The sequence below is a fragment of the Micromonospora sp. NPDC050200 genome, assembly GCF_040656135.1.
GTDB lineage: Bacteria > Actinomycetota > Actinomycetes > Mycobacteriales > Micromonosporaceae > Micromonospora.
Window position 1 is genome coordinate 112844 of the sequence record NZ_JBFALG010000011.1, and the last position, 23279, is coordinate 136122.

19 protein-coding genes and 2 pseudogenes are annotated in these 23279 nt (G+C 72.5%); 15 read left to right on the top strand and 6 right to left on the bottom strand.

The annotated features are described in order from the left end of the window. Positions 1-50: 50 nt before the first annotated feature. Positions 51-1919, bottom strand: coding sequence for a translational GTPase TypA (typA, locus tag AB0I41_RS10485; RefSeq protein WP_357104541.1), 1869 nt, complete (start codon positions 1917-1919; stop codon positions 51-53). Positions 1920-2054: 135 nt separating this feature from the next. Here typA and AB0I41_RS10490 point away from each other — a divergent pair. Continuing rightward, positions 2055-2432 (top strand): annotated as a pseudogene (locus tag AB0I41_RS10490) (hypothetical protein); the annotation flags it as partial. 59 nt (positions 2433-2491) lie between these two features. On the opposite strand, the pseudogene AB0I41_RS10495 reads toward AB0I41_RS10490, so the two are convergent. Beyond that, positions 2492-2679 (bottom strand): annotated as a pseudogene (locus AB0I41_RS10495) (hypothetical protein); the annotation flags it as partial. Positions 2680-2703: 24 nt separating this feature from the next. Between AB0I41_RS10495 and AB0I41_RS10500 the strand changes: the two are divergent. Then, positions 2704-2868, top strand: a complete 165-nt coding sequence (locus AB0I41_RS10500) for a hypothetical protein (RefSeq protein ID WP_357104611.1) — start codon at positions 2704-2706, stop codon at positions 2866-2868. Between the two features lie 323 nt (positions 2869-3191). Continuing rightward, complete coding sequence (locus AB0I41_RS10505) at positions 3192-4076, top strand: hypothetical protein (protein WP_357104543.1); 885 nt, start codon at positions 3192-3194, stop codon at positions 4074-4076. Positions 4077-4335: 259 nt separating this feature from the next. Here the strand turns inward: AB0I41_RS10505 and AB0I41_RS10510 are convergent, their stop codons facing one another. Continuing rightward, positions 4336-4539: a cold-shock protein gene (locus AB0I41_RS10510; RefSeq protein ID WP_088961229.1), complete on the bottom strand. Its 204-nt coding sequence runs from the start codon at positions 4537-4539 to the stop codon at positions 4336-4338. Between the two features lie 184 nt (positions 4540-4723). Here AB0I41_RS10510 and AB0I41_RS10515 point away from each other — a divergent pair, with 184 nt between their 5' ends. Then, on the top strand, positions 4724-5407 hold the full coding sequence (locus tag AB0I41_RS10515) for a 50S ribosomal protein L11 methyltransferase (protein ID WP_357104547.1): 684 nt from the start codon (positions 4724-4726) through the stop codon (positions 5405-5407). A 100-nt stretch (positions 5408-5507) separates the two neighbouring features. Beyond that, positions 5508-6131, top strand: a complete 624-nt coding sequence (locus tag AB0I41_RS10520) for a VTT domain-containing protein (RefSeq protein WP_357104550.1) — start codon at positions 5508-5510, stop codon at positions 6129-6131. Between the two features lie 18 nt (positions 6132-6149). Here AB0I41_RS10520 and AB0I41_RS10525 read toward each other — a convergent pair whose 3' ends face one another. Then, entirely contained in the window at positions 6150-6803 is a 654-nt protein-coding gene (locus AB0I41_RS10525) for an MBL fold metallo-hydrolase (protein ID WP_357104552.1), read from the bottom strand. 7 nt (positions 6804-6810) lie between these two features. Further along, on the bottom strand, positions 6811-7527 hold the full coding sequence (locus AB0I41_RS10530; RefSeq protein WP_357104554.1) for a maleylpyruvate isomerase family mycothiol-dependent enzyme: 717 nt from the start codon (positions 7525-7527) through the stop codon (positions 6811-6813). Positions 7528-7705: 178 nt separating this feature from the next. On the opposite strand from AB0I41_RS10530, the gene rsgA reads away from it, so the two are divergent. The 4 genes from rsgA to uvrC all read left to right on the top strand — a co-directional run bounded on the left by rsgA (position 7706) and on the right by uvrC (position 14652). Then, positions 7706-8785 (top strand): ribosome small subunit-dependent GTPase A, encoded by a 1080-nt coding sequence (rsgA, locus tag AB0I41_RS10535; protein ID WP_357104557.1) that lies wholly within the window; start codon positions 7706-7708, stop codon positions 8783-8785. A gap of 197 nt (positions 8786-8982) precedes the next feature. Beyond that, on the top strand, positions 8983-11925 hold the full coding sequence (gene uvrA, locus AB0I41_RS10540; RefSeq protein ID WP_357104559.1) for an excinuclease ABC subunit UvrA: 2943 nt from the start codon (positions 8983-8985) through the stop codon (positions 11923-11925). Between the two features lie 160 nt (positions 11926-12085). Next, positions 12086-12568, top strand: a complete 483-nt coding sequence (locus tag AB0I41_RS10545) for a Rieske (2Fe-2S) protein (protein ID WP_357104562.1) — start codon at positions 12086-12088, stop codon at positions 12566-12568. 140 nt (positions 12569-12708) lie between these two features. Beyond that, entirely contained in the window at positions 12709-14652 is a 1944-nt protein-coding gene (uvrC, locus tag AB0I41_RS10550; protein WP_357104565.1) for an excinuclease ABC subunit UvrC, read from the top strand. Between the two features lie 271 nt (positions 14653-14923). Here the strand turns inward: uvrC and recQ are convergent, their stop codons facing one another. Next, entirely contained in the window at positions 14924-16768 is a 1845-nt protein-coding gene (gene recQ / locus AB0I41_RS10555) for a DNA helicase RecQ (RefSeq protein WP_357104568.1), read from the bottom strand. Between the two features lie 227 nt (positions 16769-16995). Here recQ and rapZ point away from each other — a divergent pair, with 227 nt between their 5' ends. The 6 genes from rapZ to tpiA all read left to right on the top strand — a co-directional run bounded on the left by rapZ (position 16996) and on the right by tpiA (position 23215). Further along, positions 16996-17907: an RNase adapter RapZ gene (gene rapZ / locus AB0I41_RS10560; protein ID WP_357104603.1), complete on the top strand. Its 912-nt coding sequence runs from the start codon at positions 16996-16998 to the stop codon at positions 17905-17907. Next, positions 17904-18866, top strand: a complete 963-nt coding sequence (yvcK, locus tag AB0I41_RS10565; protein ID WP_357104572.1) for a uridine diphosphate-N-acetylglucosamine-binding protein YvcK — start codon at positions 17904-17906, stop codon at positions 18864-18866. The genes rapZ and yvcK overlap by 4 nt, the downstream gene beginning before the upstream one ends. A gap of 54 nt (positions 18867-18920) precedes the next feature. Then, complete coding sequence (gene whiA, locus AB0I41_RS10570; protein ID WP_088999356.1) at positions 18921-19901, top strand: DNA-binding protein WhiA; 981 nt, start codon at positions 18921-18923, stop codon at positions 19899-19901. Positions 19902-20166: 265 nt separating this feature from the next. Further along, complete coding sequence (gene gap / locus AB0I41_RS10575; RefSeq protein ID WP_357104575.1) at positions 20167-21171, top strand: type I glyceraldehyde-3-phosphate dehydrogenase; 1005 nt, start codon at positions 20167-20169, stop codon at positions 21169-21171. Next, a complete protein-coding gene (locus tag AB0I41_RS10580; RefSeq protein WP_357104578.1) occupies positions 21168-22424 on the top strand; it encodes a phosphoglycerate kinase in 1257 nt (418 codons plus the stop codon). The genes gap and AB0I41_RS10580 overlap by 4 nt, the downstream gene beginning before the upstream one ends. Beyond that, complete coding sequence (gene tpiA / locus AB0I41_RS10585) at positions 22424-23215, top strand: triose-phosphate isomerase (RefSeq protein ID WP_357104580.1); 792 nt, start codon at positions 22424-22426, stop codon at positions 23213-23215. Before AB0I41_RS10580 ends, tpiA begins: the two co-directional genes overlap by 1 nt. The last annotated feature ends 64 nt before the right edge of the window (positions 23216-23279 follow it).

A 23279-nucleotide genomic window follows, 5' to 3' on the forward strand; every position in this document is an offset into this window, starting at 1 on the left:
CCCGGACCGCTGGGGGCGGTCCGGGCTCCGGTGGTGTGCCGTGCGGTGGGTCAGCCGGCGTGCTTGCGGCGGGCGGCGGCCCGGCCGCGCACCGTCTGGTCCAGCACCACCTTGCGGATCCGCACCGCGGCCGGGGTGACCTCGACGCACTCGTCCTCGCGGCAGAACTCCAGCGCCTGCTCCAGGGAGAGCTTGCGCGGCGGGATCAGCTTCTCGGTCTCGTCGGAGGTCGAGGCCCGCATGTTGGTGAGCTTCTTCTCCTTGGTGATGTTGACGTCCATGTCGTCGGAGCGGGAGTTCTCCCCGACGATCATGCCCTCGTACACCTCGGTGGTCGGCTCGACGAAGAGCTGGCCGCGCTCCTGGAGGTTGGTCATCGCGAACGCGGTGACCGCGCCGGCCCGGTCGGCGACCAGCGAACCGTTCTGCCGGGTCCGCAGCTCACCGAACCACGGCTCGTACGACTCGAAGACGTGGTGCAGGATGCCGGTGCCCCGGGTCTCGGTCAGGAACTCGGTGCGGAAGCCGATCAGGCCGCGCGCCGGGACCAGCCACTCCATCCGGATCCAGCCGGTGCCGTGGTTGACCAGCTGCTCCATCCGGCCCTTGCGGGTGGCCAGCAGCTGGGTGATCGCGCCCAGGTACTCCTCCGGGGCGTCGATCGTCAGCCGCTCCACCGGCTCGCAGGTCCGGCCGTTGATCTCCCGGGTGACCACCTGCGGCTTGCCGACGGTCAGCTCGAAGTTCTCCCGGCGCATCTGCTCCACCAGGATGGCCAGCGCCAGCTCACCACGGCCCTGCACCTCCCAGGCGTCCGGCCGTTCGGTCGGCAGCACCCGCAGCGAGACGTTGCCGACCAGTTCCTTGTCGAGCCGGTCCTTGACCATCCGGGCGGTGACCTTGGCGCCCTTGACCCGGCCGACCAGCGGCGAGGTGTTGGTGCCGATGGTCATCGAGATGGCCGGCTCGTCGACGGTGATCAGCGGCAGCGGGATCGGGTTCTCCGCGTCGGCCAGCGTCTCACCGATCATGATCTCCGGGATGCCGGCGACGGCGATGATGTCGCCCGGTCCGGCCGAGTCGGCCGGCTTGCGCTCGAGGCCCTCGGTCATCAGCAGCTCGGAGATGCGGACCCGCTGGGTGCTGCCGTCGGTGCGGCACCAGGAGACGCTCTGGCCCTTGCTGATGGTGCCCTGCCGGACCCGGCACAGCGCCAGCCGGCCGAGGAACGGGGAGGCGTCGAGGTTCGTGACGTGCGCCTGCAGCGGCGCGTCCTCCTCGTACGCGGGCGGCGGGATGGTGTCCAGCAGGGTGCGGAACAGCGGCTCCAGGGAGGTGCTGTCGTCCGGCACCGAGCCGTCGGCCGGCTGGGTCAGCGAGGCGATGCCGTCGCGGGCGCAGGCGTAGACGATCGGGAAGTCGATCTGCTCCTCGTCGGCGTCCAGGTCGAGGAAGAGCTCGTAGGTGTCGTCCACGACCTCCTTGATCCGGGCGTCCGGACGGTCCACCTTGTTGATCACGAGGATGATCGGCATGCGCGCCTTGAGCGCCTTGCGGAGCACGAAGCGGGTCTGCGGCAGCGGGCCCTCGCTGGCGTCGACCAGCAGCACCACCCCGTCGACCATGGTGAGGCCGCGCTCCACCTCGCCGCCGAAGTCGGCGTGGCCGGGGGTGTCGATGATGTTGATGGTGACCGGGTCGGAGCCGTCCGCCGGCATGTACCGCACGCCGGTGTTCTTGGCGAGGATGGTGATGCCCTTTTCCCGTTCGAGGTCCATCGAGTCCATGACCCGCTCGGTTACCTCGCCGCGGGCGCCGTAGGCGCCGGCCTGCCGCAACATGGCGTCGACCAAGGTCGTCTTGCCGTGGTCGACGTGGGCGATGATGGCGACGTTGCGGAGGTCGGTGCGAAGCTGCATACCCTCCATACTCCTGTCCATGGTTGCCGGGGCACGCGTCGGGGTCACCCCCGGATGGCCCGGATCTCTGCCGAAACTGCTGTTCCGACCGTTCCAGCGGCTGGCATGCTGGCCCCCGGTGTTCATGGGGACCGGATGCATGACCTGCTGACCTCGCTGCAGGGCCTGCCGTCCCTGCTGATCTATGTGATCGCCGCGATCATCGTCGCGGGGGAGACCGCGGTGATCTTCGGTCTGCTGGTGCCGGGCGAGGCGACCCTGTTGCTGGTCGGCTTCCTAGCGTACGCGGGCACGCCGCGGATCGGCCCGGCGCCGCTGCTGATGATCAATACGCGGTGACCGGTGACACACTCGCGTTCCGGTCCGGCCGCCGGTACGGCCCCCCGGCCCCGGGTCGGGCCGCAGGCCAGGGGCGACGCGCTGCTCGGCCGGCTCGGCGGACGCGGGTGTTCGCCGCCCGCCGGGTGGCCCCACAGACGGCCCTCCCGGGCCTCACTGCCGGCCCTCCCGGGCCTCACTGCCGGCCCTCCCGGGCCTCACTGCCGGCCCTCCCGGGCCTCACAGCCGGCCCGGGGCACGAACGGCCAGAACAGCCCAGCCCGAAGATCACCAGCGCCGCGGGGAGGACGAAGAGCGCGGCGAGCGTGGCGTAGAACACACGTGGCGCAGGCCACGGCGAGGGGCCCGTCGGACAGCAGCAGGGTGAACACGCCCAGGACGACGGTGAAGTCGCTGGCCAGGATCGGTTCTTCCTACCTACGCCGACCAGGGCGCCGCGCTGGCGATGAGCCTCCTCGGCCCGCTCGGCCGGCGCACCGACGAGGTGATGGCCCGCTTCACCGACGAGGAGTTGGCGGTGGTGCACCGCTTCATGGCGACGATGGTCGTCTCGATGCGGGCGCACCGGGACACCGTACGGGCGGAGTCGTCCCGCCGCTCGACGACCTGACCCGCTCACGGGTGGAGCTGCCCGGCACGGACCGTGGCCCGACCACCGCCCGCATGGTGGTCACTCTCCGCTGTGGACCTCGGCCGGCATCGCCCCGCTGGGAGAGCCGTACGGCGTCCTCCGGCGGCTGGTCACAGCCGGCTCACAGCTTCGATCCATCTGAATACAGGGCATTTGAGCTGGGCGTTTGTCTGTTCGTCCGGTTATCGTTCAGCCAACGCCCGACGCCGTGCATCTCGTGGTCGGGCTCGCGCCCGCACCCGTACACCGCCACGCGGTGTCACCGCCGTGCCCGGCCCCTGACCCTTCCGGAAGGGGATCCCATGACAACGGCCCCGGCCAATCTGCTGGCCGTCCGCCGCTTGCTCCTCGACAGTCTCAACATCGACCCCGCCACGGTTCGAGATGCCGACCTCGAACCCGGTGAGGTCGGCATCGTCGGCGACCCGGCGCACCGCGGCGGCTACCACTGTGGCTCCGACCGTGTGGTGACCAACGACTACTCGGTGGTGGAGTCCAAACGGGATTCCTCCGGGCTCACCCTGCACGCCTCCGCGCTCGACGTCGGCGTCTTCCAGGTGCGCTCCGGCGGCGGCACGCACAACCTCCGCACCTTCTCCGTCTGGTGTGTCGCCCAGTGCGTGGCGAACACGCCGGACAGCCGCGACCTGCGGGAGATCATCTACAGCCCGGACGGGCGGACGGTGCGCCGCTGGGACCGGCTGGGCAAGCGCAGCAGCGGCGACGACTCGCACCTGCACCACACCCACTTCAGCTTCTTCCGCGACTCGACGAAGGCGAACCGGGACCAGACCCCGCTGTTTCGGCGCTATCTCACCACCATCGGACTCCTGGAGGACCACGACATGACCCCCGAAGAGCACGCCTGGCTGGAGACCGTCCACCGCAACCTGACCGTCCTGGACGGACGCAACCCGGTCGGCCAGATCTACACCCGGATGGCGATGGGCGAGGACCACACGAACCCGTCCTTCGTCGTCCAGCACCCCACCCTGAAGTCGCTCGGCGCGCAGCTCACCGCCCTGCAGACGGCGCTGACCGCGCTGGCCAACAAGGACTTCACCGACGAGACGGCGATCGTGCAGGGTGTCCTAGCCGGTCTCACCCCGGAGAAGATCGCCGCGGCGATCCCGCCGACCATCGCCAAGCAGGTCGCCGACGAGCTGGCCAAGCGACTGGTGGCCTGACCCATCTGCTGGGCCGGGTGACGGTCAGCACGCAGCTGCTCAGTTGCGGGGCGATTCCCACTGGGCGTGGTGCTCGCCGGAGCGGTAGGGGCCGGCTACGGGCCGGGGCGTCCTGGTGATGACCGATTGGCTGGCGGTGACGCCGCTTGTCCTGCTGGTGGGCCCGATCCGGCGGCGGCGCGATCTGCCTGCGGCGGCCGGATCGGCCTGAAGCGCGCAGTGGCGGCGGTCGACCCCGACCGCCGCCACCGGCACGGAACTACAGCGGACGGACGTTGTCCGCCTGCGGACCCTTCTGCCCCTGGGTCACCTCGAACTCGACCTTCTGGCCCTCGTTCAGTTCCCGGTAGCCGCTGGAGGCGATGGCCGAGTAGTGGACGAAGACGTCCGGGCCTCCGCCGTCCTGCTCGATGAAGCCGAAGCCCTTTTCCGAGTTGAACCACTTGACCGTGCCGGTTGCCATGCATCTCTCCCTGTTCAAGACGGGTGAGCACCCGCGAGGGCGGGTGATCGCCCTGTATCTCCCCGAGGGTAACCGGCGAAAGGCTTCTTCGCTGGCTGAAGTGCCGCAAGGCAGCCACCGGAATTTGTGGCGGGTCGCACGGAAAACCGGCCCGGTCTCCAGCTGCCTCCGGCATGCTCGACCGGTGAGCGGACCCAGCACGGCGGCGTTGAGCGCCCTGGAGCGTGAGATCGACGCTCCGGGCGACGGGCTCGACCGGCTGCGGCTGGTGCCCACGCCGTTCGTGCCGGAGGTGTGGCTGCACCTCGCCGAGGACGCGATCGTCTGGTGGGCCCGGATGGAGGCGGCGGCCGGCCATACCCTGCCGCCGCCGTACTGGGCGTCGGCCTGGGCCGGCGGGCAGGCGCTCGCCCGCCACCTGCTCGACCATCCCGAGCTGGCCGCCGGCCGCCGGGTGCTCGACCTGGCCGCCGGGTCCGGACTGGTCGCCATCGCCGCCGCGCTGGCCGGCGCCGGCAAGGTCGTCGCCAACGACATCGACCCGTACGCGGTGGCGGCGGTGACGGTCAACGCCCGGGCCAACCGGGTGGCGGTCGCGGCGAGCGAGGGCGACCTGCTCGACGGCGACGGCACCGGGGTGGACCTGCTGCTCGCCGGCGACGTGCTCTACGACGCGGCGCTGGCCGGGCGGGTGCTGCCGTTTCTGCGCCGGGCCGCCGACGCCGGGGCGGTGGTGCTGGTCGGCGACCCCGACCGGGGGCACCTGCCGTCCGCGGCCCTGGACGTCGTCGCCAGCTACCCGGTGCCCACCACCGAGCCCTTCGTCGACTCGCCGGTACGCCGGGTGCAGGTGCTCCGGCCGCGCTGACCCCGGCGGCCGGCTCAGGGGTGACCCCGAGTCGGGTTCAGGGCGGGGTGGGGGATCAGACCCGATGTGCGAGATCATCCCGGGCCCTAGCGTCGTGGCCATGCTGGATTCGTTGGCCCAGGTCGGGGAGCTGCCCACCACCCTGTTGATGGGGGCGCTGGGCCTGGTCATGCTCGCCGACGCCGTACCGCTGCTCGGGGTGCTGGTCCCCGGCGATGTCGCGGTCCTCGCGGCGGTGGGGGTGGGCCGGCCGGCGACCGACGCGGCGACCGTGGCCGCGGTGGTGGCCGGTTGCGTCGCCGGCTGGTCGCTGAGTTTCCTCGCCGGCCGGGTGTACGGCGAGCGGCTGCGGTACAGCCGGGTCGGCGGCTGGATCGGCGAGGCCCGCTGGGCCGCCGCCGAGGGGATCCTGCGCTCCGGGGGCGGGCGGATGGTGTTGGTCGCGCCCTTCCTGCCGGTGTTCAACGCGCTGCTGCCGCTGGCCGCGGGCGGGCTGCGGATGTCGTACCGGAGGTTCGTGGCCTGCGCGACGGCGGGCGCCGCGCTCTGGGCCGGCCTCTACCTGGCGCTGGGCACCGCGTCCCGGTCGCTGGCCGGGCTGCTGCCGGGGGAGGGCAGCCCGATGCTCGTCACCATGGCGGTCGGCCTGGCGCTGGCCGGCGTGGTGCTGCTGGGCACCCGGCGCCGGCTGCGGGCCCTGACCGGCGCCGGCCAGCCGGGCTGACCGACACCGGGTAAGACCTCACCAGCCGCGGGCACGCCACTGCGGCAGCGACGGGCGCTCCGCGCCGAGGGTGCTGTCCCTGCCGTGCCCCGGGTAGAACCAGGTCTCGTCCGGAAGCTGGTCGAAGAGCTTGTGCTCCACGTCGTCGATGAGCCGGCCGAAGCGCTCCGGGTCCTGGTCGGTGTTGCCGACCCCGCCCGGGAAGAGGCTGTCCCCGGTGAACAGGTGCGGGGTGCCGGCCGGGTCCCGGTAGAGCAGCGCGATGGAGCCCGGGGTGTGCCCCTTGACGTGGATCACCTCCAGGGCGCAGTCGCCGACCGGCACGGTGTCGCCCTCGGCCAGCCGCTCCGCCTCGATCGGCAGGCCGTCGGCGTCGTCGGCGTGCACCAGGGCGCGGGCGCCGGTCTTCGCGACGACCTCCTCCAGCGCCACCCAGTGGTCCATGTGCCGGTGCGTGGTGACCACCGCGGCCAGCCCGGCGTCGCCGACCAGGTCGAGCAGGCGCGGGGCCTCGTTGGCCGCGTCGATCAGCACCTGCTCGCCGGTGCCCGTGCAGCGCAGCAGGTAGGCGTTGTTGTCCATCGGGCCCACCGACACCTTCGTGACGGTGAGCCGGCCCAGCTCCCGGAAGGCGGGCGGGCCGCCGGCGGTGGCGTCTCCGGTGTAGCTCATGGCGGTTCTATATCCATTCCGGTGGGGTCGGCAGGGGTCCGTCGGGGGTGACGGTCAGCAGGTCGCCGCGGCTGCGCCCGATCAACCAGGCGGCCAGCCCGGCGACCGGGCCGGTGACCAGCGGCGCGCCCGCGGGCTCGCCGACGACCAGCTCGTGCCGGCTGCCGTCGAAACGCAGCACCATCGCCGGGACGTCGGTGCGGGCGGCCAGCCCGGTGACCACCTCGTGCAGCAGGTGGTGGGCGAACGCCGCCGGCCAGTCGGCCGGCCGGTAGCCCACGTCGAGGTCCACGTGGTGCACCTCGATCTCGCGCAGCCGGCCCCAGACCAGCATGGCGGCCTTCCACGGGCCGCGCCGGGTCTCGACCGTGGCCGACCACGCCTCGACCGGCATGGCCGCGACCGCCTCGGCGAAGCGCTCGGCGGAGCGGCGCAGGTCGTCCAGGTGGGCTGCCGGCGGGCGGGGGGCGCCGGCCTCGATGTCGGCGGCGCGGGCCGCCGTGCTGGCGTACATCGGGACGGGCTCGCCCGTGCGGGCGGCGGTGAGCAGGTTGACGAAACCGTCGGCGTTGCGGGCCAGGTGCGCCAGGACGTGCCCGCGGGTCCAGCCCGGCAGCAGCGAGGGCGCCGCGACGTCCGCGGCGTCGAGAGCACCGGCGGCGCGCAGGAGCCGGGTCGTGGCGCCGTCCACCTCGCCGGTCAGCAGAAGCGGATCCGTGGTCACGCACCGACCCTAGCGGTACGGGGCCGGCACGTCGCCGGGGAAATCGCTTTCGGCGCGTCGGCGCGCCCCCTACCGTCGGCCTCGAACGCGGCACCGGGACATCGGACGGAGGTGGTGATCATGCCGGTAGCAGCACGCGTGCACCGCCACAACCAGCTCCGACTCCGATGAGGATGCCATGAAGATCGATCTGACCGCCCTCGGCTTCGACGCCGACCGGGCGGCGTACGCACGACGGCGCCCCGACCGCCGTCCGGGCCGGGTGGCCCGGGTCGACCGCGGGGTCTGCACGGTGTTCTGCGCGGACGGACCCGTCCGCGCCAGCCTCGGCCCGGCGGTGCTCGCCGCCGCGGCCCGGGACCTGACCGCCCTGCCCTGCGCCGGCGACTGGGTGCTGCTCGCCACCTGGCCGGACGGGCCCGTCACCGTCGAGACGGTGCTGCCGCGCCGTACCGCGCTGGTCCGGCGGACCGCCGGCAAGGACGCCAGCGGGCAGGTGCTCGCCGCCAACCTCGACGCCGCCGCGGTCGTCGAGCCGGTGCACCCCGAACCGGACGTCGCCCGCATCGAGCGGCTGCTCTCCCTGGCCCACGAGTCCGGGGCGCGGCCCGTGGTCGTGCTCACCAAGGTCGACCTGGCCGCCGACCCGGCGGCCGTCGCCCGGCAGCTCACCGCCGTGGCACCGGGGGTGCCGGTGCTGCCGGTCAGCGCCGAGCGGGGCACCGGGCTGGAGCCGCTGCGCCCGCTGGTCGCCCCCGGGCTCACGCTCGGCCTGCTCGGCCCGTCGGGGGCCGGCAAGTCGAGCCTGGTCAACGCGTTGGCCGGGGCCGCGGTCATGCCGACCCAGGCGATCCGCCGGGTGGACGGCAAGGGCCGACACACCACCACCTGGCGGGCGCTGGTGCCGGTCCCCGGCGGCGGCGCGGTGCTGGACACCCCGGGCGTACGGGCGGTGGGCCTGCTGGACGGCTCCGCCGGGCTGGACCGGGCCTTCGCCGACATCGCCGAGCTCGCCACCGGCTGCCGGTACGGCGACTGCGCGCACGAGGCCGAGCCGGGCTGCGCGGTGCGGGAGGCGCTGGAGACCGGGGAGCTGCCCGCGCGGCGCTGGGAGAGCTGGCGCCGGTTGCAGCGGGAGCTGGCGTACGAGAGCCGCCGCCGGGAGACCCGGCTGGCCGCCGAGCGGCGCGGCGGGTGGCGGGGCGGCCGGCGGCGGACGGCGCGTCCGACGTCACCTCCGTCGCCCGGCGGATTCTGAGCCCGCCCGGTGGGCTCGCTCGGGGGCGGCTGACCCGGCGTGACCGGCGTGAGCTGGGGGAACGTGCGGGCGCGGGAAGTTGTCGTACCTCGGGGTTAGAGTTGCCGAGGCGTCATTTCTGCGCCCGCAAACCGCTCAGACCACGCTCCGGGCGGACAGATCCGCCCCACTTTCTTCACCCCGGGAGTACCCGCACCGTGGCCGACCGACTGATCATCCGTGGCGCGCGCGAGCACAATCTGCGTGACGTCAGTCTCGACCTGCCCCGGGACGCCCTGATCGTCTTCACCGGGCTCTCCGGCTCCGGCAAGTCGAGCCTGGCCTTCGACACCATCTTCGCCGAGGGCCAGCGCCGGTACGTCGAGTCGCTGTCGTCGTACGCCCGGCAGTTCCTCGGCCAGATGGACAAGCCCGACGTCGACTTCATCGAGGGCCTGAGCCCCGCGGTCTCCATCGACCAGAAGTCCACCTCGCGCAACCCCCGCTCCACCGTCGGCACCATCACCGAGGTCTACGACTACCTCCGGCTGCTGTTCGCCCGCATCGGCGAGCCGCACTGCCCGGTCTGCGGCGAGCGGATCTCCCGGCAGAGCCCCCAGCAGATCGTCGACCGGGTCCTCACCATGGCCGAGGGCACCCGGTTCATGGTGCTCGCCCCGGTGGTGCGCGGCCGCAAGGGCGAGTACGTCGACCTCTTCGCCGAACTCCAGGCCAAGGGCTACGCCCGGGCCCGGGTCGACGGCGTGGTGCACCCGCTGACCGAGCCGCCCAAGCTCAAGAAGCAGGAGAAGCACACCATCGAGGTGGTGATCGACCGGCTCAGCGTCAAGCCGAGCGCCAAGCAGCGACTGACCGACTCGGTCGAGGCCGCCCTGGGCCTCTCCGGTGGCCTGGTGCTGCTCGACTTCGTCGACCTGGCCGAGGACGATCCCGACCGCGAGCGCCGCTACTCCGAGCACCTGGCCTGCCCCAACGACCACCCGCTGGCGATCGAGGACCTGGAGCCCCGGGTCTTCTCCTTCAACGCGCCGTACGGCGCCTGCCCGGAGTGCACCGGCCTGGGCACCAAGAAGGAGGTCGACCCCGAGCTGCTGGTCCCCGACCCGGAGCGCACCCTGCGCGAGGGCGCGATCCAGCCCTGGGCCACCGGGCACAACCTGGAATACTTCCTCCGGCTGCTGGAGGCGCTCGGCGAGAGCCAGCACTTCGACATCGACACGCCGTGGCGGGCGCTGCCGTCGCGGGCACAGAAGACGATCCTGCACGGCTCCGACGACCAGGTGCACGTGCGCTACCGCAACAAGTACGGCCGCGAGCGCTCCTACTACACCGGCTTCGAGGGCGTGGTGCAGTGGATCGAGCGCCGGCACACCGACACCGAGTCGGAGTGGTCCCGGGAGAAGTACGAGGGCTACATGCGGGACGTGCCCTGCGCGGCCTGCGGCGGCACCCGGCTCAAGCCCGAGGTGCTCGCGGTCACCCTGGCCGGCAGGAGCATCGCCGAGGTCTGCAACCTGTCGGTGGGGGAGGCGGCCGAGCTGCTCGCCGGCATCGAGCTCACCGACCGGCAGAAGATGATCGCCGAGCGGGTGCTCAAGGAGATCAACGCCCGGCTGAGGTTCCTGCTCGACGTCGGTCTGGACTACCTCTCCCTGGACCGCCCGGCCGGCACCCTCTCCGGCGGCGAGGCGCAGCGCATCCGGCTCGCCACCCAGATCGGCTCCGGTCTGGTCGGCGTGCTCTACGTGCTCGACGAGCCGTCCATCGGCCTGCACCAGCGGGACAACCACCGGCTGATCGAGACCCTGCTGCGGCTGCGCGGCCTGGGCAACACGCTGATCGTGGTGGAGCACGACGAGGACACCATCCGGGTCGCCGACTGGATCGTCGACATCGGCCCGGGCGCCGGCGAGCACGGCGGCGAGATCGTGCACAGCGGCTCGGTGCCGGCGCTGCTGGAGAACCCGGAGTCGGTGACCGGCGCGTACCTGTCGGGGCGCAGGTCGATCCCGACGCCCCGGCAGCGCCGCCCGCAGACCCCGGAGCGGGAGCTGGTGGTGCACGGGGCGCGGGAGCACAACCTGCGCAACCTCACCGTCGCCTTCCCGCTCGGCCAGCTCATCGCGGTCACCGGGGTCAGCGGCTCCGGCAAGTCGACGCTGGTCAACGACATCCTCTACGCGGTGCTGGCCAACCAGATCAACGGTGCCCGGCTGGTGCCCGGTCGGCACACCCGGGTCGGCGGCCTGGAGCACGTGGACAAGGTCGTCGGCGTCGACCAGTCGCCGATCGGCCGGACGCCCCGCTCCAACCCGGCCACCTACACCGGGGTCTGGGACCATGTCCGCAAGCTCTTCGCCGAGACCACCGAGGCCAAGGTCCGGGGGTACGGCCCCGGCCGGTTCTCGTTCAACGTCAAGGGCGGCCGCTGCGAGGCGTGCTCCGGCGACGGCACCATCAAGATCGAGATGAACTTCCTGCCGGACGTCTACGTCCCCTGTGAGGTCTGCAAGGGCGCCCGGTACAACCGGGAGACCCTGGAGGTGCACTACAAGGGCAGGACCGTCTCCGACGTACTGGAGATGCCGATCGAGGAGGCGGCCGAGTTCTTCTCCGCCATTCCGGCCATCCACCGGCACCTCAAGACGCTGGTCGACGTCGGCCTGGGTTACGTCCGGCTCGGCCAGCCCGCGCCGACGCTCTCCGGCGGCGAGGCGCAGCGGGTCAAGCTCGCCTCCGAGCTGCAGAAGCGCTCCACCGGGCGGACGGTCTACGTGCTCGACGAGCCGACCACCGGCCTGCACTTCGAGGACATCCGCAAGCTGCTGATGGTGCTGGAAGGCCTGGTCGACAAGGGCAACACGGTGATCACCATCGAGCACAACCTCGACGTGATCAAGACCGCCGACTGGCTGATCGACATGGGTCCGGAGGGTGGCCACCGCGGCGGCACGGTGCTTGCCACCGGCACCCCGGAGGAGGTCGCCGAGGTGGCCGAGAGCCACACCGGCCAGTTCCTGCGCCAGGTGCTCAAGCTCGACGGCGAGGCCAAGGGGGCCAAGGCGGCCACCACCCGGGCGGCCAGGGCAAACGGCAGCGCCACCAAGTCGCGTACCCGCAAGGTGCCGGCCGGGCGCTGAGCGACGGTACGGCGGGCGGGTCGGGAAACCGGCCCGCCCGTCTCGTGTCTCCGGCGAGCCGGGGGCGACCGGGTTGAACCGTCGGGCACAGTGTTGCGTGTGCCCCGGGTGAGGCCGCGAGGTCGACGACCGGCGGCGGCAGTCGAGAGAGAGGCCGGAGATGAGTGACGACCAGGTGTTGACCGGGCCCGGTACGCAGCCGCGGCGGGCCCTGCTCGCGGGCGCCGGCGCGGTGGGGGCGTCGGTCCTCCTGACCGCCTGCGGGGGCGGCGGCTCCGGGGACGGGGGGGCCGCGCCGACCAGCGGCGGACCGGGCGCCACCGCCGGCGACGCGGGGGGCGGCGACCGGCACGGCGCGTCCTCGCTGGCGACGACCAGCGACATCCCGGTCGGCGGAGGGCGGGTCCTCGCTGCCGAGGGTGTGGTGATCACCCAGCCGGAGGCGGGCCAGTTCAAGGGCTTCGACCCGATCTGCACCCACCAGGGCTGCCCGGTGTCGAACGTCGACGGCGGCACCATCAACTGCACCTGCCACAACAGCAGGTTCTCCATCACCGACGGCTCGGTCAAGCAGGGCCCAGCGACCAGACCTCTCGCCCCGAAGCAGCTCAAGGTCCAGGGCGACCAGATCAGCCTGGCCTGAACCGCCGTCCCGCCCCGACGCGGGAAACTCCGGCGACCATGAGGTCGCCGTCGACCTCATGGTCGCCGCTGGGGGCGGGGGAGCGGGGTGGCGGCCCGCGGGGCGGGGAGCGTGTCGGGGGTGCGGATTAGGCTTGACGGGTGGCTGACCCCTCGACCTACCGTCCCGCGCCCGGCACCATCCCGGAGTCGCCGGGGGTCTACCGGTTTCGCGACGGCACCGGCCGGGTGATCTACGTCGGCAAGGCGAAGAACCTGCGCAGCCGGCTCAACTCCTACTTCGGCGACATCTGGAACCTGCACGAGCGCACCCGGCAGATGGTCACCACCGCCGAGTCGGTGGACTGGATCACCGTCGGCACCGAGGTCGAGGCGCTCCAGCAGGAGTACACCTGGATCAAGCAGTACGACCCCCGGTTCAACGTCCGCTACCGCGACGACAAGTCCTACCCCTACCTCGCGGTCACCCTCGACGAGGAGTATCCGCGCCTGCAGGTGATGCGCGGCGCCAAGCGCAAGGGGGTGCGCTACTTCGGGCCGTACTCGCACGCCTGGGCGATCCGCGAGACGCTGGACCTGCTCCTGCGCGTCTTCCCGGCGCGGACCTGCTCCTCCGGGGTGTTCAAGCGGGCCGGCCAGGTGGGCCGGCCCTGCCTGCTGGGCTACATCGGCAAGTGCTCCGCGCCCTGCGTCGGCAGCGTCTCCGCCGACGAGCACCGGGACATCGTCGACGGCTTCTGCGACTTCATGGCCGGCCGCACCGACACCATGGTGCGCAAGCTGGAACGGGAGATGACCGAGGCCAGCGAGCAACTGGAGTTCGAGCGGGCCGCCCGGCTCCGCGACGACGTCGCCGCGCTGCGCCGGGCGATGGAGAAGCAGACCGTGGTGCTCGGCGACGGCACCGACGCCGACGTGGTCGCCTTCGCCGACGACCCGCTGGAAGCCGCCGTGCAGGTCTTCCACGTCCGCGACGGCCGGGTGCGCGGCCAGCGCGGCTGGGTGGTGGAGAAGACCGAGGAGCTGAGCACCGGCGACCTGGTGCACCACTTCTGCACCCAGGTCTACGGCGCCGAGCAGGGCGAGGCGGACGTGCCCCGCGAGCTGCTGGTCCCCGAGCTGCCGGCCGACGCCGACGCGCTCGCCGACTGGCTGTCCCACCACCGGGGCAGCCGGGTGTCGCTGCGGGTGCCGCAGCGCGGTGACAAGAGGTCGCTGCTGGAGACGGTGGAGCGCAACGCGAAGGACGCGCTCGCCCGGCACAAGCTGCGCCGCGCCGGCGACCTCACCACCCGCGGCAGGGCGCTCGACGAGATCAGCGAGGCGCTCGGCATGCGGACGTCCCCGCTGCGCATCGAATGCTTCGACGTCTCCCAGATCCAGGGCACCGACGTGGTGGCCAGCATGGTCGTCTTCGAGGACGGGCTGCCTCGCAAGAGCGAATACCGCCGCTTCATCGTCCGGGGCGCCACCGACGACCTCTCCGCGATGTCCGAGGTGCTGCGCCGCCGCTTCGCCCGCTACCTCGACGCCCGTGCCGAGAGTGGCGAGATCGGCGAGGAGATGGCCGCCGACCCCGACCGGCCCGGCATCGACCCGACCACCGGCCGGCCGCGCCGGTTCGCGTACCCGCCGCAGCTGGTGGTGGTCGACGGCGGCGCGCCGCAGGTGGCGGCGGCCGCCCAGGCCCTCGCCGAGCTGGGCATCGACGACGTCGCGCTGTGCGGCCTGGCCAAGCGGCTGGAGGAGGTCTGGCTGCCCGACGACGAGTTCCCGGTCATCCTCCCGCGCACCTCCGAGGGGCTCTACCTGCTGCAACGGGTCCGCGACGAGGCGCACCGCTTCGCCATCACCTTCCACCGCCAGCGCCGCTCCAAGCGGATGACCGAGTCCGCGCTGGACAACGTCCCCGGCCTCGGCGAGGTACGCCGAAAGGCGCTGCTGCGGCACTTCGGTTCGCTCAAACGGCTCTCCACCGCGACGGTGGAGGAGATCACCGAGGTGCCCGGGGTGGGGAAGCGGACCGCGGAGGCCATTCTCGCCGCGCTCGACGGCGGCGAGGCGAAGACCGCGCCCACCGAGTGACCGCCGACCGGCCGGCGGGTGAGCCTTGATCGACGCCAGGGCCGGCGTGGCCGGCGTGTCGTCGGGGAGGCACACGTCCTGACGAGCGTGATACCTCAGAGGTATCAAAATGCCGCTGAGGTATCGCGCTCACCGCGGTGTTTCGCCCGCCGACCGGCCCTGATGTCCGCACCGGTCCGCCTCGCCCGTGTCGCCCGCCCTGGGCTGGCCCTGATTCGTCCAGCCGGCCGGGGCCGAACCGCCGGGAGCCCGCTGCGGAGAGGGCGGTAGGTCAGGGTCGGTCGGTGAGGACGGCGAGGATCTGCTCGCCGTACCTGGCCAGCTTGTTCTCGCCGACGCCGCTGACCTGGGAGAGCCCGGCCAGCGAGGTGGGCGCCTCGGTGGCGATCTGCCGCAGCGTGGCGTCGTGGAAGATCACGTACGCCGGCACGCCCTGCTCCTTCGCGGTCGCCGCCCGCCAGGCGCGCAGCCGTTCGAAGAGCGCGCCCGCCGCCGCGTCCAGCTCGGCGACCACCGTCGCCGCGCCGCGCGGCTTCGCCGACCGGGTCGACGCCGGCCTCTCCGGCTCCCGCCGCATGGTGACCGTACGACGCCGGCCGAGCACCTCCGCGCTGGCCTCGGTCAGCGCCAGGGTGCCGTAGTCGCCCTCGACCGCGAGCAGCCCCTCGGCGAGCAGTTGCCGGACCACCCCGCGCCACTCGGCCTCCCGCAACTCGGTGCCGATGCCGAAGGTGCTCAGCGACTCGTGGCCGTACTGGGTGATCTTGTCGGTCTGCCGGCCGAGCAGGATGTCGACGCAGTGCCCCGCGCCGAAGCGCTGGTTGCGCTCCCGGTCCAGCCGGAAGACGGTGGAGAGCAGCTTCTGCGCCGGCACCGTGCCGTCCCAGGTCTCGGGCGGGGTGAGGCAGGTGTCGCAGTTGCCGCAGCCGGCCGTGCCGGTCTGGCCGAAGTATTCGAGCAGCTGCACCCGGCGGCAGCGGACCGTCTCGCAGAGGGCCAGCATCGCGTCGAGGTGGGTGGCGAGGTTGCGCCGGTGCGCGAGGTCGCCCTCCGACGTCTCGATCATCTTGCGCTGCTGCACCACGTCCTGCAGGCCGTACGCCAGCCAGGCGGTCGACGGCAGCCCGTCCCGCCCGGCGCGCCCGGTCTCCTGGTAGTAGCCCTCCACCGACTTCGGCAGGTCGAGGTGGGCGACGAACCGGACGTCCGGCTTGTCGATGCCCATCCCGAAGGCGATGGTCGCCACCATCACCAGGCCGTCCTCGCGCAGGAAGCGCTGCTGGTTGGTCGCGCGGGTGGCCGCGTCCAGGCCCGCGTGGTAGGGCAGCGCGGCGACCCCGTTGGCGACCAGGAACTCGGCGGTCTTCTCCACCGACGCCCGGGACAGGCAGTAGACGATGCCCGCGTCGCCGGGGTGCTCGTCGCGCAGCAGGGCGAGCAGTTGCCGGCGCGGCTCCTTCTTGGGCACGATGCGGTACTGGATGTTGGGCCGGTCGAAGCTGGCCACGAAGTGCCGCGCGTCGGTCAGCTTGAGCCGGCTGGCGATCTCGGCCCGGGTGGCGCTGGTCGCGGTGGCGGTGAGCGCGATCCGGGGCACCTGGGGCCACCGCTCGTGCAGCATCGACAGGGCGAGGTAGTCGGGGCGGAAGTCGTGCCCCCACTGCGAGACGCAGTGCGCCTCGTCGATGGCGAACAGGGCGATCCGGCCCCGGTCGAGCAGGCCGAGGGTGGCCCGGGAGCCCAGCGCCTCCGGGGCGAGGTAGAGCAGGTCCAGCTCGCCCGCGAGGAAGGCCTTCTCGACCTGGCGGCGGGCCTGGAGGTCCTGCGTCGAGTTGAGGAACCCGGCCCGGACGCCGACTGCGGTCAGCGCGTCGACCTGGTCCTGCATCAGCGCGATCAGCGGGGAGACGACCACCGCCACGCCGTCGCGGACCAGGGCGGGGATCTGGTAGCACAGCGACTTGCCGCCGCCGGTGGGCATCAGCACCAGCGCGTCGCCGCCGGCCACCACGTGGTCGATGACCTCCCGCTGGAAGCCGCGGAAGGCGTCGTAGCCGAAGACCCGGCGGAGCACCCGCAGCGCGTCCTCGGTGCGCAGGTCGGTGGGGGAGGTCATTCGCGGAGTCTACGAGCCCGCGCCGACAACCGGTCGCCGCCGGCCCGGGGCGGGAATACCGGGTCGGCCGGGGCCGGTTTTCCTTCCAGGCCGGGTGTGTCGACACCGACACCGGTCGGACGGGCGGGAACCGATCGACGCCGCCCGGCGGGATAGAGTCGCTGATCGACCATGCGGGTCCGGGACGAACCGGACGCGGCACGGCTGGGGGGTAGCGGGTGAGCGAGGTGCGGACAGCCGACGGGTACACCCCGGACGGCGGCGCGGCGACGGCGGAGGCGGAGACCACGCTGGTGGTGGTCACCGGGCTGTCCGGGGGCGGTCGCAGCACGGTCGCCCGGGCGCTGGAGAACGTCGGCTACTACGTGGTGGACAACCTGCCCCAGGCGCTGATGCTGGACATGGCCGAGCTGGCGGTCAAGGCCGGCGGCGCGGCCCGGCGTACCGCGATGGTGCTGGACGTGCGCTCGCGCGCCTTCTCCACCGACCTCGCCGGGGCGATCCGCGAACTCAAGGACCGTGGCTTCTCGCCCCGGGTGGTCTTCGTCGACGCCGACGACGAGGTGCTGATCCGCCGGTTCGAGAGCGTCCGGCGCTCGCACCCGCTGCAGGGCGAGGGGCGGCTGGCCGACGGCATCGCCGTGGAGCGCGGCCTGCTGGAGGAGGCCCGCGACCAGGCCGACGTGATCATCGACACCAGCCACCTGAACGTCAACCAGCTGCGGCGCCGCATCGAGGAGCTCTTCGGCGGCGAGGACGCCCGCCGGCTGCGGGTCACCGTGCTCTCCTTCGGCTTCAAGTACGGCCTGCCGCCGGACGCCGACTTCGTGCTCGACGCCCGGTTCCTGCCCAACCCGTACTGGGTGCCGGAGCTGCGCGAGCACACCGGGCGGGAGGAGGCGGTCAGCGCGTACGTGCTGGGCCAGGAGGGCGCGGACGGCTTCGTCGCCGCGTACGCCGACCTGGTCAACGCCACCACCACCGGTTTCGAGCGGGAGGGCAAGCGCTACCTGACCGTGGCGGTCGGCTGCACCGGCGGCAAGCACCGCAGCGTGGCCATCGCCGAGGAACTGGCCGGCCGGCTGCGCCAGTCGGGCCTGGCCGCCAACGCCCAGCACCGGGACCTGGGGCGGGAATGACGGCGACGAAGGTGGTCGCCTTCGGCGGGGGGCACGGGCTCTCCGTCTCGCTGCGCGCGCTGCGGCACTGCGTCGGCGACCTCGACCTGGACATCACGGCGGTGGTCACCGTCGGCGACGACGGCGGCTCCAGCGGCCGGTTGCGCGCCGAGCGTGGCGGGCTGCCCCCGGGCGACCTGCGGCAGGCCCTCGTCGCGCTGGCCGGCGACCACCCGGCCACCCGCCGCAGCGCCGGGCTCTTCCAGCACCGGTTCGCCGGCGACTCCGGCGACGGGCTGGCCGGGCACGCGGTGGGCAACCTGGTGCTCTGCGGCCTGATGGAGCAGCTCGGCGATCCGGTGGCCGCGTTGGAACACGCCGGGGCGATGCTCGGCGCGGTGGGCCGGGTGCTGCCGATGTCCCGCCAGCCGGTGGGCATCGAGGCGCGGGTGCGCGGCGCCGACCCGCGGCACCCCGACGAGGTCCGCACGGTGCGCGGCCAGCACCAGGTCGCGGTGACCACCGGCCGGGTGGAGTCGCTGCGGCTCACCCCGACCGCCCCGGCCGCCTGCGCGGAGGCGGTCGCCGCGGTGGGCGAGGCCGACTGGCTGATCTTCGGGCCGGGCAGCTGGTACACCAGCGTGCTGCCGCACCTGCTGGTGCCGGGCCTGGCCGCCGCGATCGTGGCGAGCCCGGCCCGACGGCTGGTCACCCTCAACCTGGCGGCCGAAAAGGAGACCCTCGGTCTCTCCGTCGCCGACCACCTGGCCGCCCTGCGCTCGTACCTTCCGCAGCTCACGGTGGACTTCGTGCTGGCCGACTCCAAGGCGGTGGGTGACCCCGAACCGGCCGGACGTGCGGCAGAATCGCTGGGTGCCCGGCTGGTCCTCGCCCCCGTCGCCGTCATCGACGGCTCTCCCCGTCATGATCCGGCAGCCCTGGGCGCCGCGTTGGTGCCTGTCCTGGGCGCCGATCGTTAAGCACGTACGTAATCACCGGCGACACGCCGGTACCGGTCCGTGGAGGGGCGCAGAATGGCGATGACGGCCGCGGTCAAGGACGAGCTGAGTCGGGTCGACGTGCCCAAGCCCTGCTGCCGGCGGGCGGAGATGGCCGCGCTGCTGCGCTTCGCCGGCGGGCTGCACATCGTCTCCGGTCGCGTGGTGGTGGAGGCCGAGCTGGACACCGGGGCGGTGGCCCGGCGGCTGCGCCGGGAGATCGCCGAGGTGTACGGCTACCCCAGCGAGATCCATGTGCTGGCCTCCGGCGGGTTGCGCAAGGGCAGCCACTTCATCGTCCGGGTGGTCAAGGACGGCGAGGCCCTGGCCCGGCAGACCGGCCTGCTCGACGTGCGCGGCCGCCCGGTGCGCGGCCTGCCGCCGCACGTGGTGGCGGCGAACGTGTGCTGCGCGGTCTCCGCCTGGCGGGGCGCCTTCATGGCGCACGGCTCGCTGACCGAGCCGGGCCGCTCCAGCGCGCTGGAGATCACCTGCCCGGGGCCGGAGTCCGCGCTGGCCCTGGTCGGCGCGGCCCGCCGGATCGGCATCACCGCCAAGAACCGCGAGGTGCGCGGGGTGGACCGGGTGGTGGTCAAGGACGGCGACGCGATCGCCGCGCTGCTCACCCGGATCGGCGCGCACTCCAGCGTGCTGGCCTGGGAGGAGCGCCGGGTCCGCCGCGAGGTCCGGGCCACCGCCAACCGGCTGGCCAACTTCGACGACGCCAACCTGCGCCGCTCGGCCCGCGCCGCGGTGGCCGCCGCCGCCCGGGTGACCCGGGCGCTGGAGATCCTGGCCGAGGACGCTCCCAACCACCTGACCTCGGCCGGGCGGCTGCGGCTGGAGCACCGGCAGGCCTCGCTGGAGGAGCTGGGCGCGCTGGCCGACCCGCCGCTGACCAAGGACGCCATCGCCGGCCGGATCCGCCGGCTGCTGGCGCTGGCCGACAAGCGGGCTCGCGACCTGGGCATCCCGGATACGGAAGCTGCCGTCACGCCCGACATGCTCGTGGTCTGATAGGACGGTGGGGCGGGACGGTGCGAGCGGGATCACGACCCGCCGCAGCGTGACGCCGCACGCTCGGATAAGGTCGCTACGTACGGCAAGGGGGCCGGCACAGGCACTCCTCGCCGTGCTCACCGCCTCGGGCGGTCAGGTCTTCTCAAGACCGCGGCGGGGTGGCCGAGATGAACCGTCAACGGCCGGCTCCAACGGTCGGCGCACACACCTCCGCCGGCCCGGGTCTGACGCCGGCGGACCAGAACGCGAGGAGATGGGACCTGTGACCATCCGGGTTGGCATCAACGGCTTCGGCCGGATCGGCCGTAACTTCTTCCGGGCAGTGCTGGCGTCCGGCGCTGACGTCGAGGTGGTGGCGGTCAACGACCTGACCGACAACGCGACGCTCGCCCACCTGCTCAAGTACGACAGCATCCTGGGTCGCCTCCCGTACGAGGTGAAGGCCACCGCCGACGAGATCACCGTGGGTGGCAAGACCATCAAGGTCTTCGAGGAGAAGGACCCGGTGAAGCTGCCGTGGAGCGAGGTCGGCGTGGACGTCGTCGTCGAGTCCACCGGCTTCTTCACCGACGCCACCAAGGCGAAGGCGCACATCGACGGTGGGGCCAAGAAGGTCATCATCTCCGCCCCGGCGAAGAACGAGGACGTCACGGTCGTGATGGGCGTCAACCACGACCAGTACGACCCGGCCAAGCACAACATCATCTCCAACGCGTCCTGCACCACCAACTGCCTCGCCCCGATGGCGAAGGTCCTGCAGGACACGTTCGGCATCCAGCAGGGTCTGATGACGACCATCCACGCGTACACCCAGGACCAGAACCTGCAGGACGCGCCGCACAAGGACCTGCGCCGGGCCCGCGCCGCCGCGCTGAACATCGTCCCGACCTCGACCGGCGCCGCCAAGGCGATCGGACTGGTGCTGCCGGAGCTGAAGGGCAAGCTGGACGGCTACGCCCTGCGGGTGCCGATCCCGACCGGCTCCACCACCGACCTGACCGTCAACGTCGGCCGGGAGACCAGCGTGGACGAGGTCAACGCCGCGATGAAGGCCGCCGCCGACGGCCCGCTCAAGGGCATCCTGGTCTACAACGAGGACCCGATCGTCTCCTCGGACATCGTCACCGACCCGGCGTCCTGCATCTTCGACGCGCCGCTGACCAAGGTCGTCGGCAACCAGGTCAAGGTCGTCGGCTGGTACGACAACGAGTGGGGCTACTCCAACCGCCTCGTCGACCTGGTCAAGCTGGTGGGTTCCTCGCTGTGAGCATCCGCAACCTCGACGACCTGCTCGCCGAGGGGGTGTCGGGTCGGCGCGTGCTGGTGCGCGCCGACCTGAACGTCCCGCTCGACAAGCAGACCGGGGACATCGGCGATCATAAATCGGCCTCCGCGCCGCGAGGCGGCACTCCGGACCGAGTGAGGATCGCGGACGACGGCCGGATCCGGGCCGTTCTGCCGACCCTGGGCGCGCTGGTCTCCGCCGGCGCCAAGGTGGTCGTCTGCTCGCACCTGGGTCGCCCGAAGGGCGCGCCGGACCCGCAGTTCAGCCTCCGCCCGGTCGCCGGTCGCCTCGGCGAGCTGCTCGGCGCGCCGGTGCACTTCGCGTCCGACACCGTGGGCGACTCGGCCCGGTCCACCGTGGAGGCGCTGGCCGACGGCCAGGTCGCCGTGCTGGAGAACCTGCGCTTCAACGCCGGTGAGACCAGCAAGGACGACGCCGAGCGGGACGCGTTCGCCGACCAGCTCGCCGCCTTCGGCGAGGCGTACGTCGACGACGCGTTCGGCGCGGTGCACCGCAAGCACGCCAGCGTGTACGACGTGCCGGCCCGGCTGCCGCACGTCGCCGGCCGGCTGGTGCTGCGCGAGGTGGAGGTGCTGTCCAAGCTGACCAGCGACCCGGAGCGCCCGTACGTGGTGGTGCTCGGCGGGTCCAAGGTCTCCGACAAGCTGGCGGTCATCGAGGCGCTGCTGCCGAAGGTCGACCGGCTGCTCATCGGCGGCGGGATGTGCTTCACCTTCCTCAAGGCGCAGGGCCACGAGGTGGGCAGCTCGCTGCTGGAGGAGGAGATGGTCGAGACCTGCGGCAACCTGCTGGAACGCTCCGGGGGCAAGATCATGCTCCCGGTCGACGTGGTGGCCGCGGACGCGTTCGCGCCGGACGCCGCGCACGACACCGTGCCCGTGGGCGGTATCCCGAGCCACCGGGTCGGGCTGGACATCGGCCCGGAGACGGTCGCCGGCTTCGCCGCCGCGCTGTCCCAGGCGAAGACGATCTTCTGGAACGGCCCGATGGGCGTGTTCGAGATGGCGGCGTTCGCCAACGGCACCCGCGGGGTCGCCGAGGCGATCACCAAGGCCGACGCGTTCACCGTGGTCGGTGGCGGTGACTCGGCGGCGGCCGTCCGTGCCCTCGGGCTGGACGAGTCCGCCTTCAGCCACATCTCCACCGGTGGCGGCGCCTCCCTGGAATACCTGGAGGGTCAGACCCTCCCCGGCATCGCTGCCCTGGAGAACTGATGGCGAGCGTCACCCGCCGGCCGTTGATGGCCGGCAACTGGAAGATGAACCTGAACCACCTCGAAGCCAACCTGCTGGTGCAGAAGCTGGCCGCGAGCCTGACCGAGAAGCAGCTCACCGACGTCGAGACGGTGGTCCTGCCGCCCTTCACCGACCTGCGTACCGTGCAGACCGCGGTGGACGGCGACAAGCTGCTGATCGGCTACGGCGCGCAGGACCTGTCGCCGTACCAGTCCGGCGCCTACACCGGGGACGTCGCCGGGCCGATGCTGGCCAAGCTGGGCTGCACCTACGTGGTGGTCGGGCACTCCGAGCGGCGTGCCTACCACTACGAGGACGACGCGATCGTCAACGCCAAGGTGGCCGCGGCGCTGGCCAACGGGCTCACCCCGATCCTCTGCATCGGCGAGGGCCTGGAGATCCGGGAGCAGCTGCGGCACGTGCCGCACTGCTGCGACCAGCTCGACGCCGCCCTGCAGGGGCTCACCGCCGAGCAGGTGGCCAAGGTCGTCGTGGCGTACGAGCCGGTCTGGGCGATCGGCACCGGCAAGACGGCGACGCCGGAGGACGCCCAGGAGGTCTGCGGCGAGGTACGCAAGCGGCTGGTCGAGACCTTCGACCAGGGCACGGCGGACCAGGTCCGGATCCTCTACGGCGGGTCGGTCAAGTCCTCGAACGTGGCCTCGATCATGACCCAGCCGGACGTGGACGGGGCCTTGATCGGCGGCGCCAGCCTGGACGCCGAGGAGTTCGCGAAGATCTGCCGGTTCCCGGAGCACACCGCCCGCTGATCGCTCGCTATCCTTGACTCCGCCCGTCCACCGGTCGGTGCCACCGTGCCCGATCTGTCCGGGC

Coding starts and splice junctions, on each gene's coding strand:
- AB0I41_RS10545 (WP_357104562.1), top strand. CDS start 12,086: ATGAGTGACGACCAGGTGTTGACCGGGCCCGGTACGCAGCCGCGGCGG.
- whiA (WP_088999356.1), top strand. CDS start 18,921: ATGGCGATGACGGCCGCGGTCAAGGACGAGCTGAGTCGGGTCGACGTG.
- recQ (WP_357104568.1), bottom strand. CDS start 16,768: ATGACCTCCCCCACCGACCTGCGCACCGAGGACGCGCTGCGGGTGCTC.
- typA (WP_357104541.1), bottom strand. CDS start 1,919: ATGCAGCTTCGCACCGACCTCCGCAACGTCGCCATCATCGCCCACGTC.
- AB0I41_RS10525 (WP_357104552.1), bottom strand. CDS start 6,803: ATGAGCTACACCGGAGACGCCACCGCCGGCGGCCCGCCCGCCTTCCGG.
- AB0I41_RS10505 (WP_357104543.1), top strand. CDS start 3,192: ATGACAACGGCCCCGGCCAATCTGCTGGCCGTCCGCCGCTTGCTCCTC.
- rsgA (WP_357104557.1), top strand. CDS start 7,706: ATGAAGATCGATCTGACCGCCCTCGGCTTCGACGCCGACCGGGCGGCG.
- AB0I41_RS10500 (WP_357104611.1), top strand. CDS start 2,704: ATGAGCCTCCTCGGCCCGCTCGGCCGGCGCACCGACGAGGTGATGGCC.
- AB0I41_RS10510 (WP_088961229.1), bottom strand. CDS start 4,539: ATGGCAACCGGCACGGTCAAGTGGTTCAACTCGGAAAAGGGCTTCGGC.
- yvcK (WP_357104572.1), top strand. CDS start 17,904: ATGACGGCGACGAAGGTGGTCGCCTTCGGCGGGGGGCACGGGCTCTCC.
- AB0I41_RS10520 (WP_357104550.1), top strand. CDS start 5,508: ATGCTGGATTCGTTGGCCCAGGTCGGGGAGCTGCCCACCACCCTGTTG.
- tpiA (WP_357104580.1), top strand. CDS start 22,424: ATGGCGAGCGTCACCCGCCGGCCGTTGATGGCCGGCAACTGGAAGATG.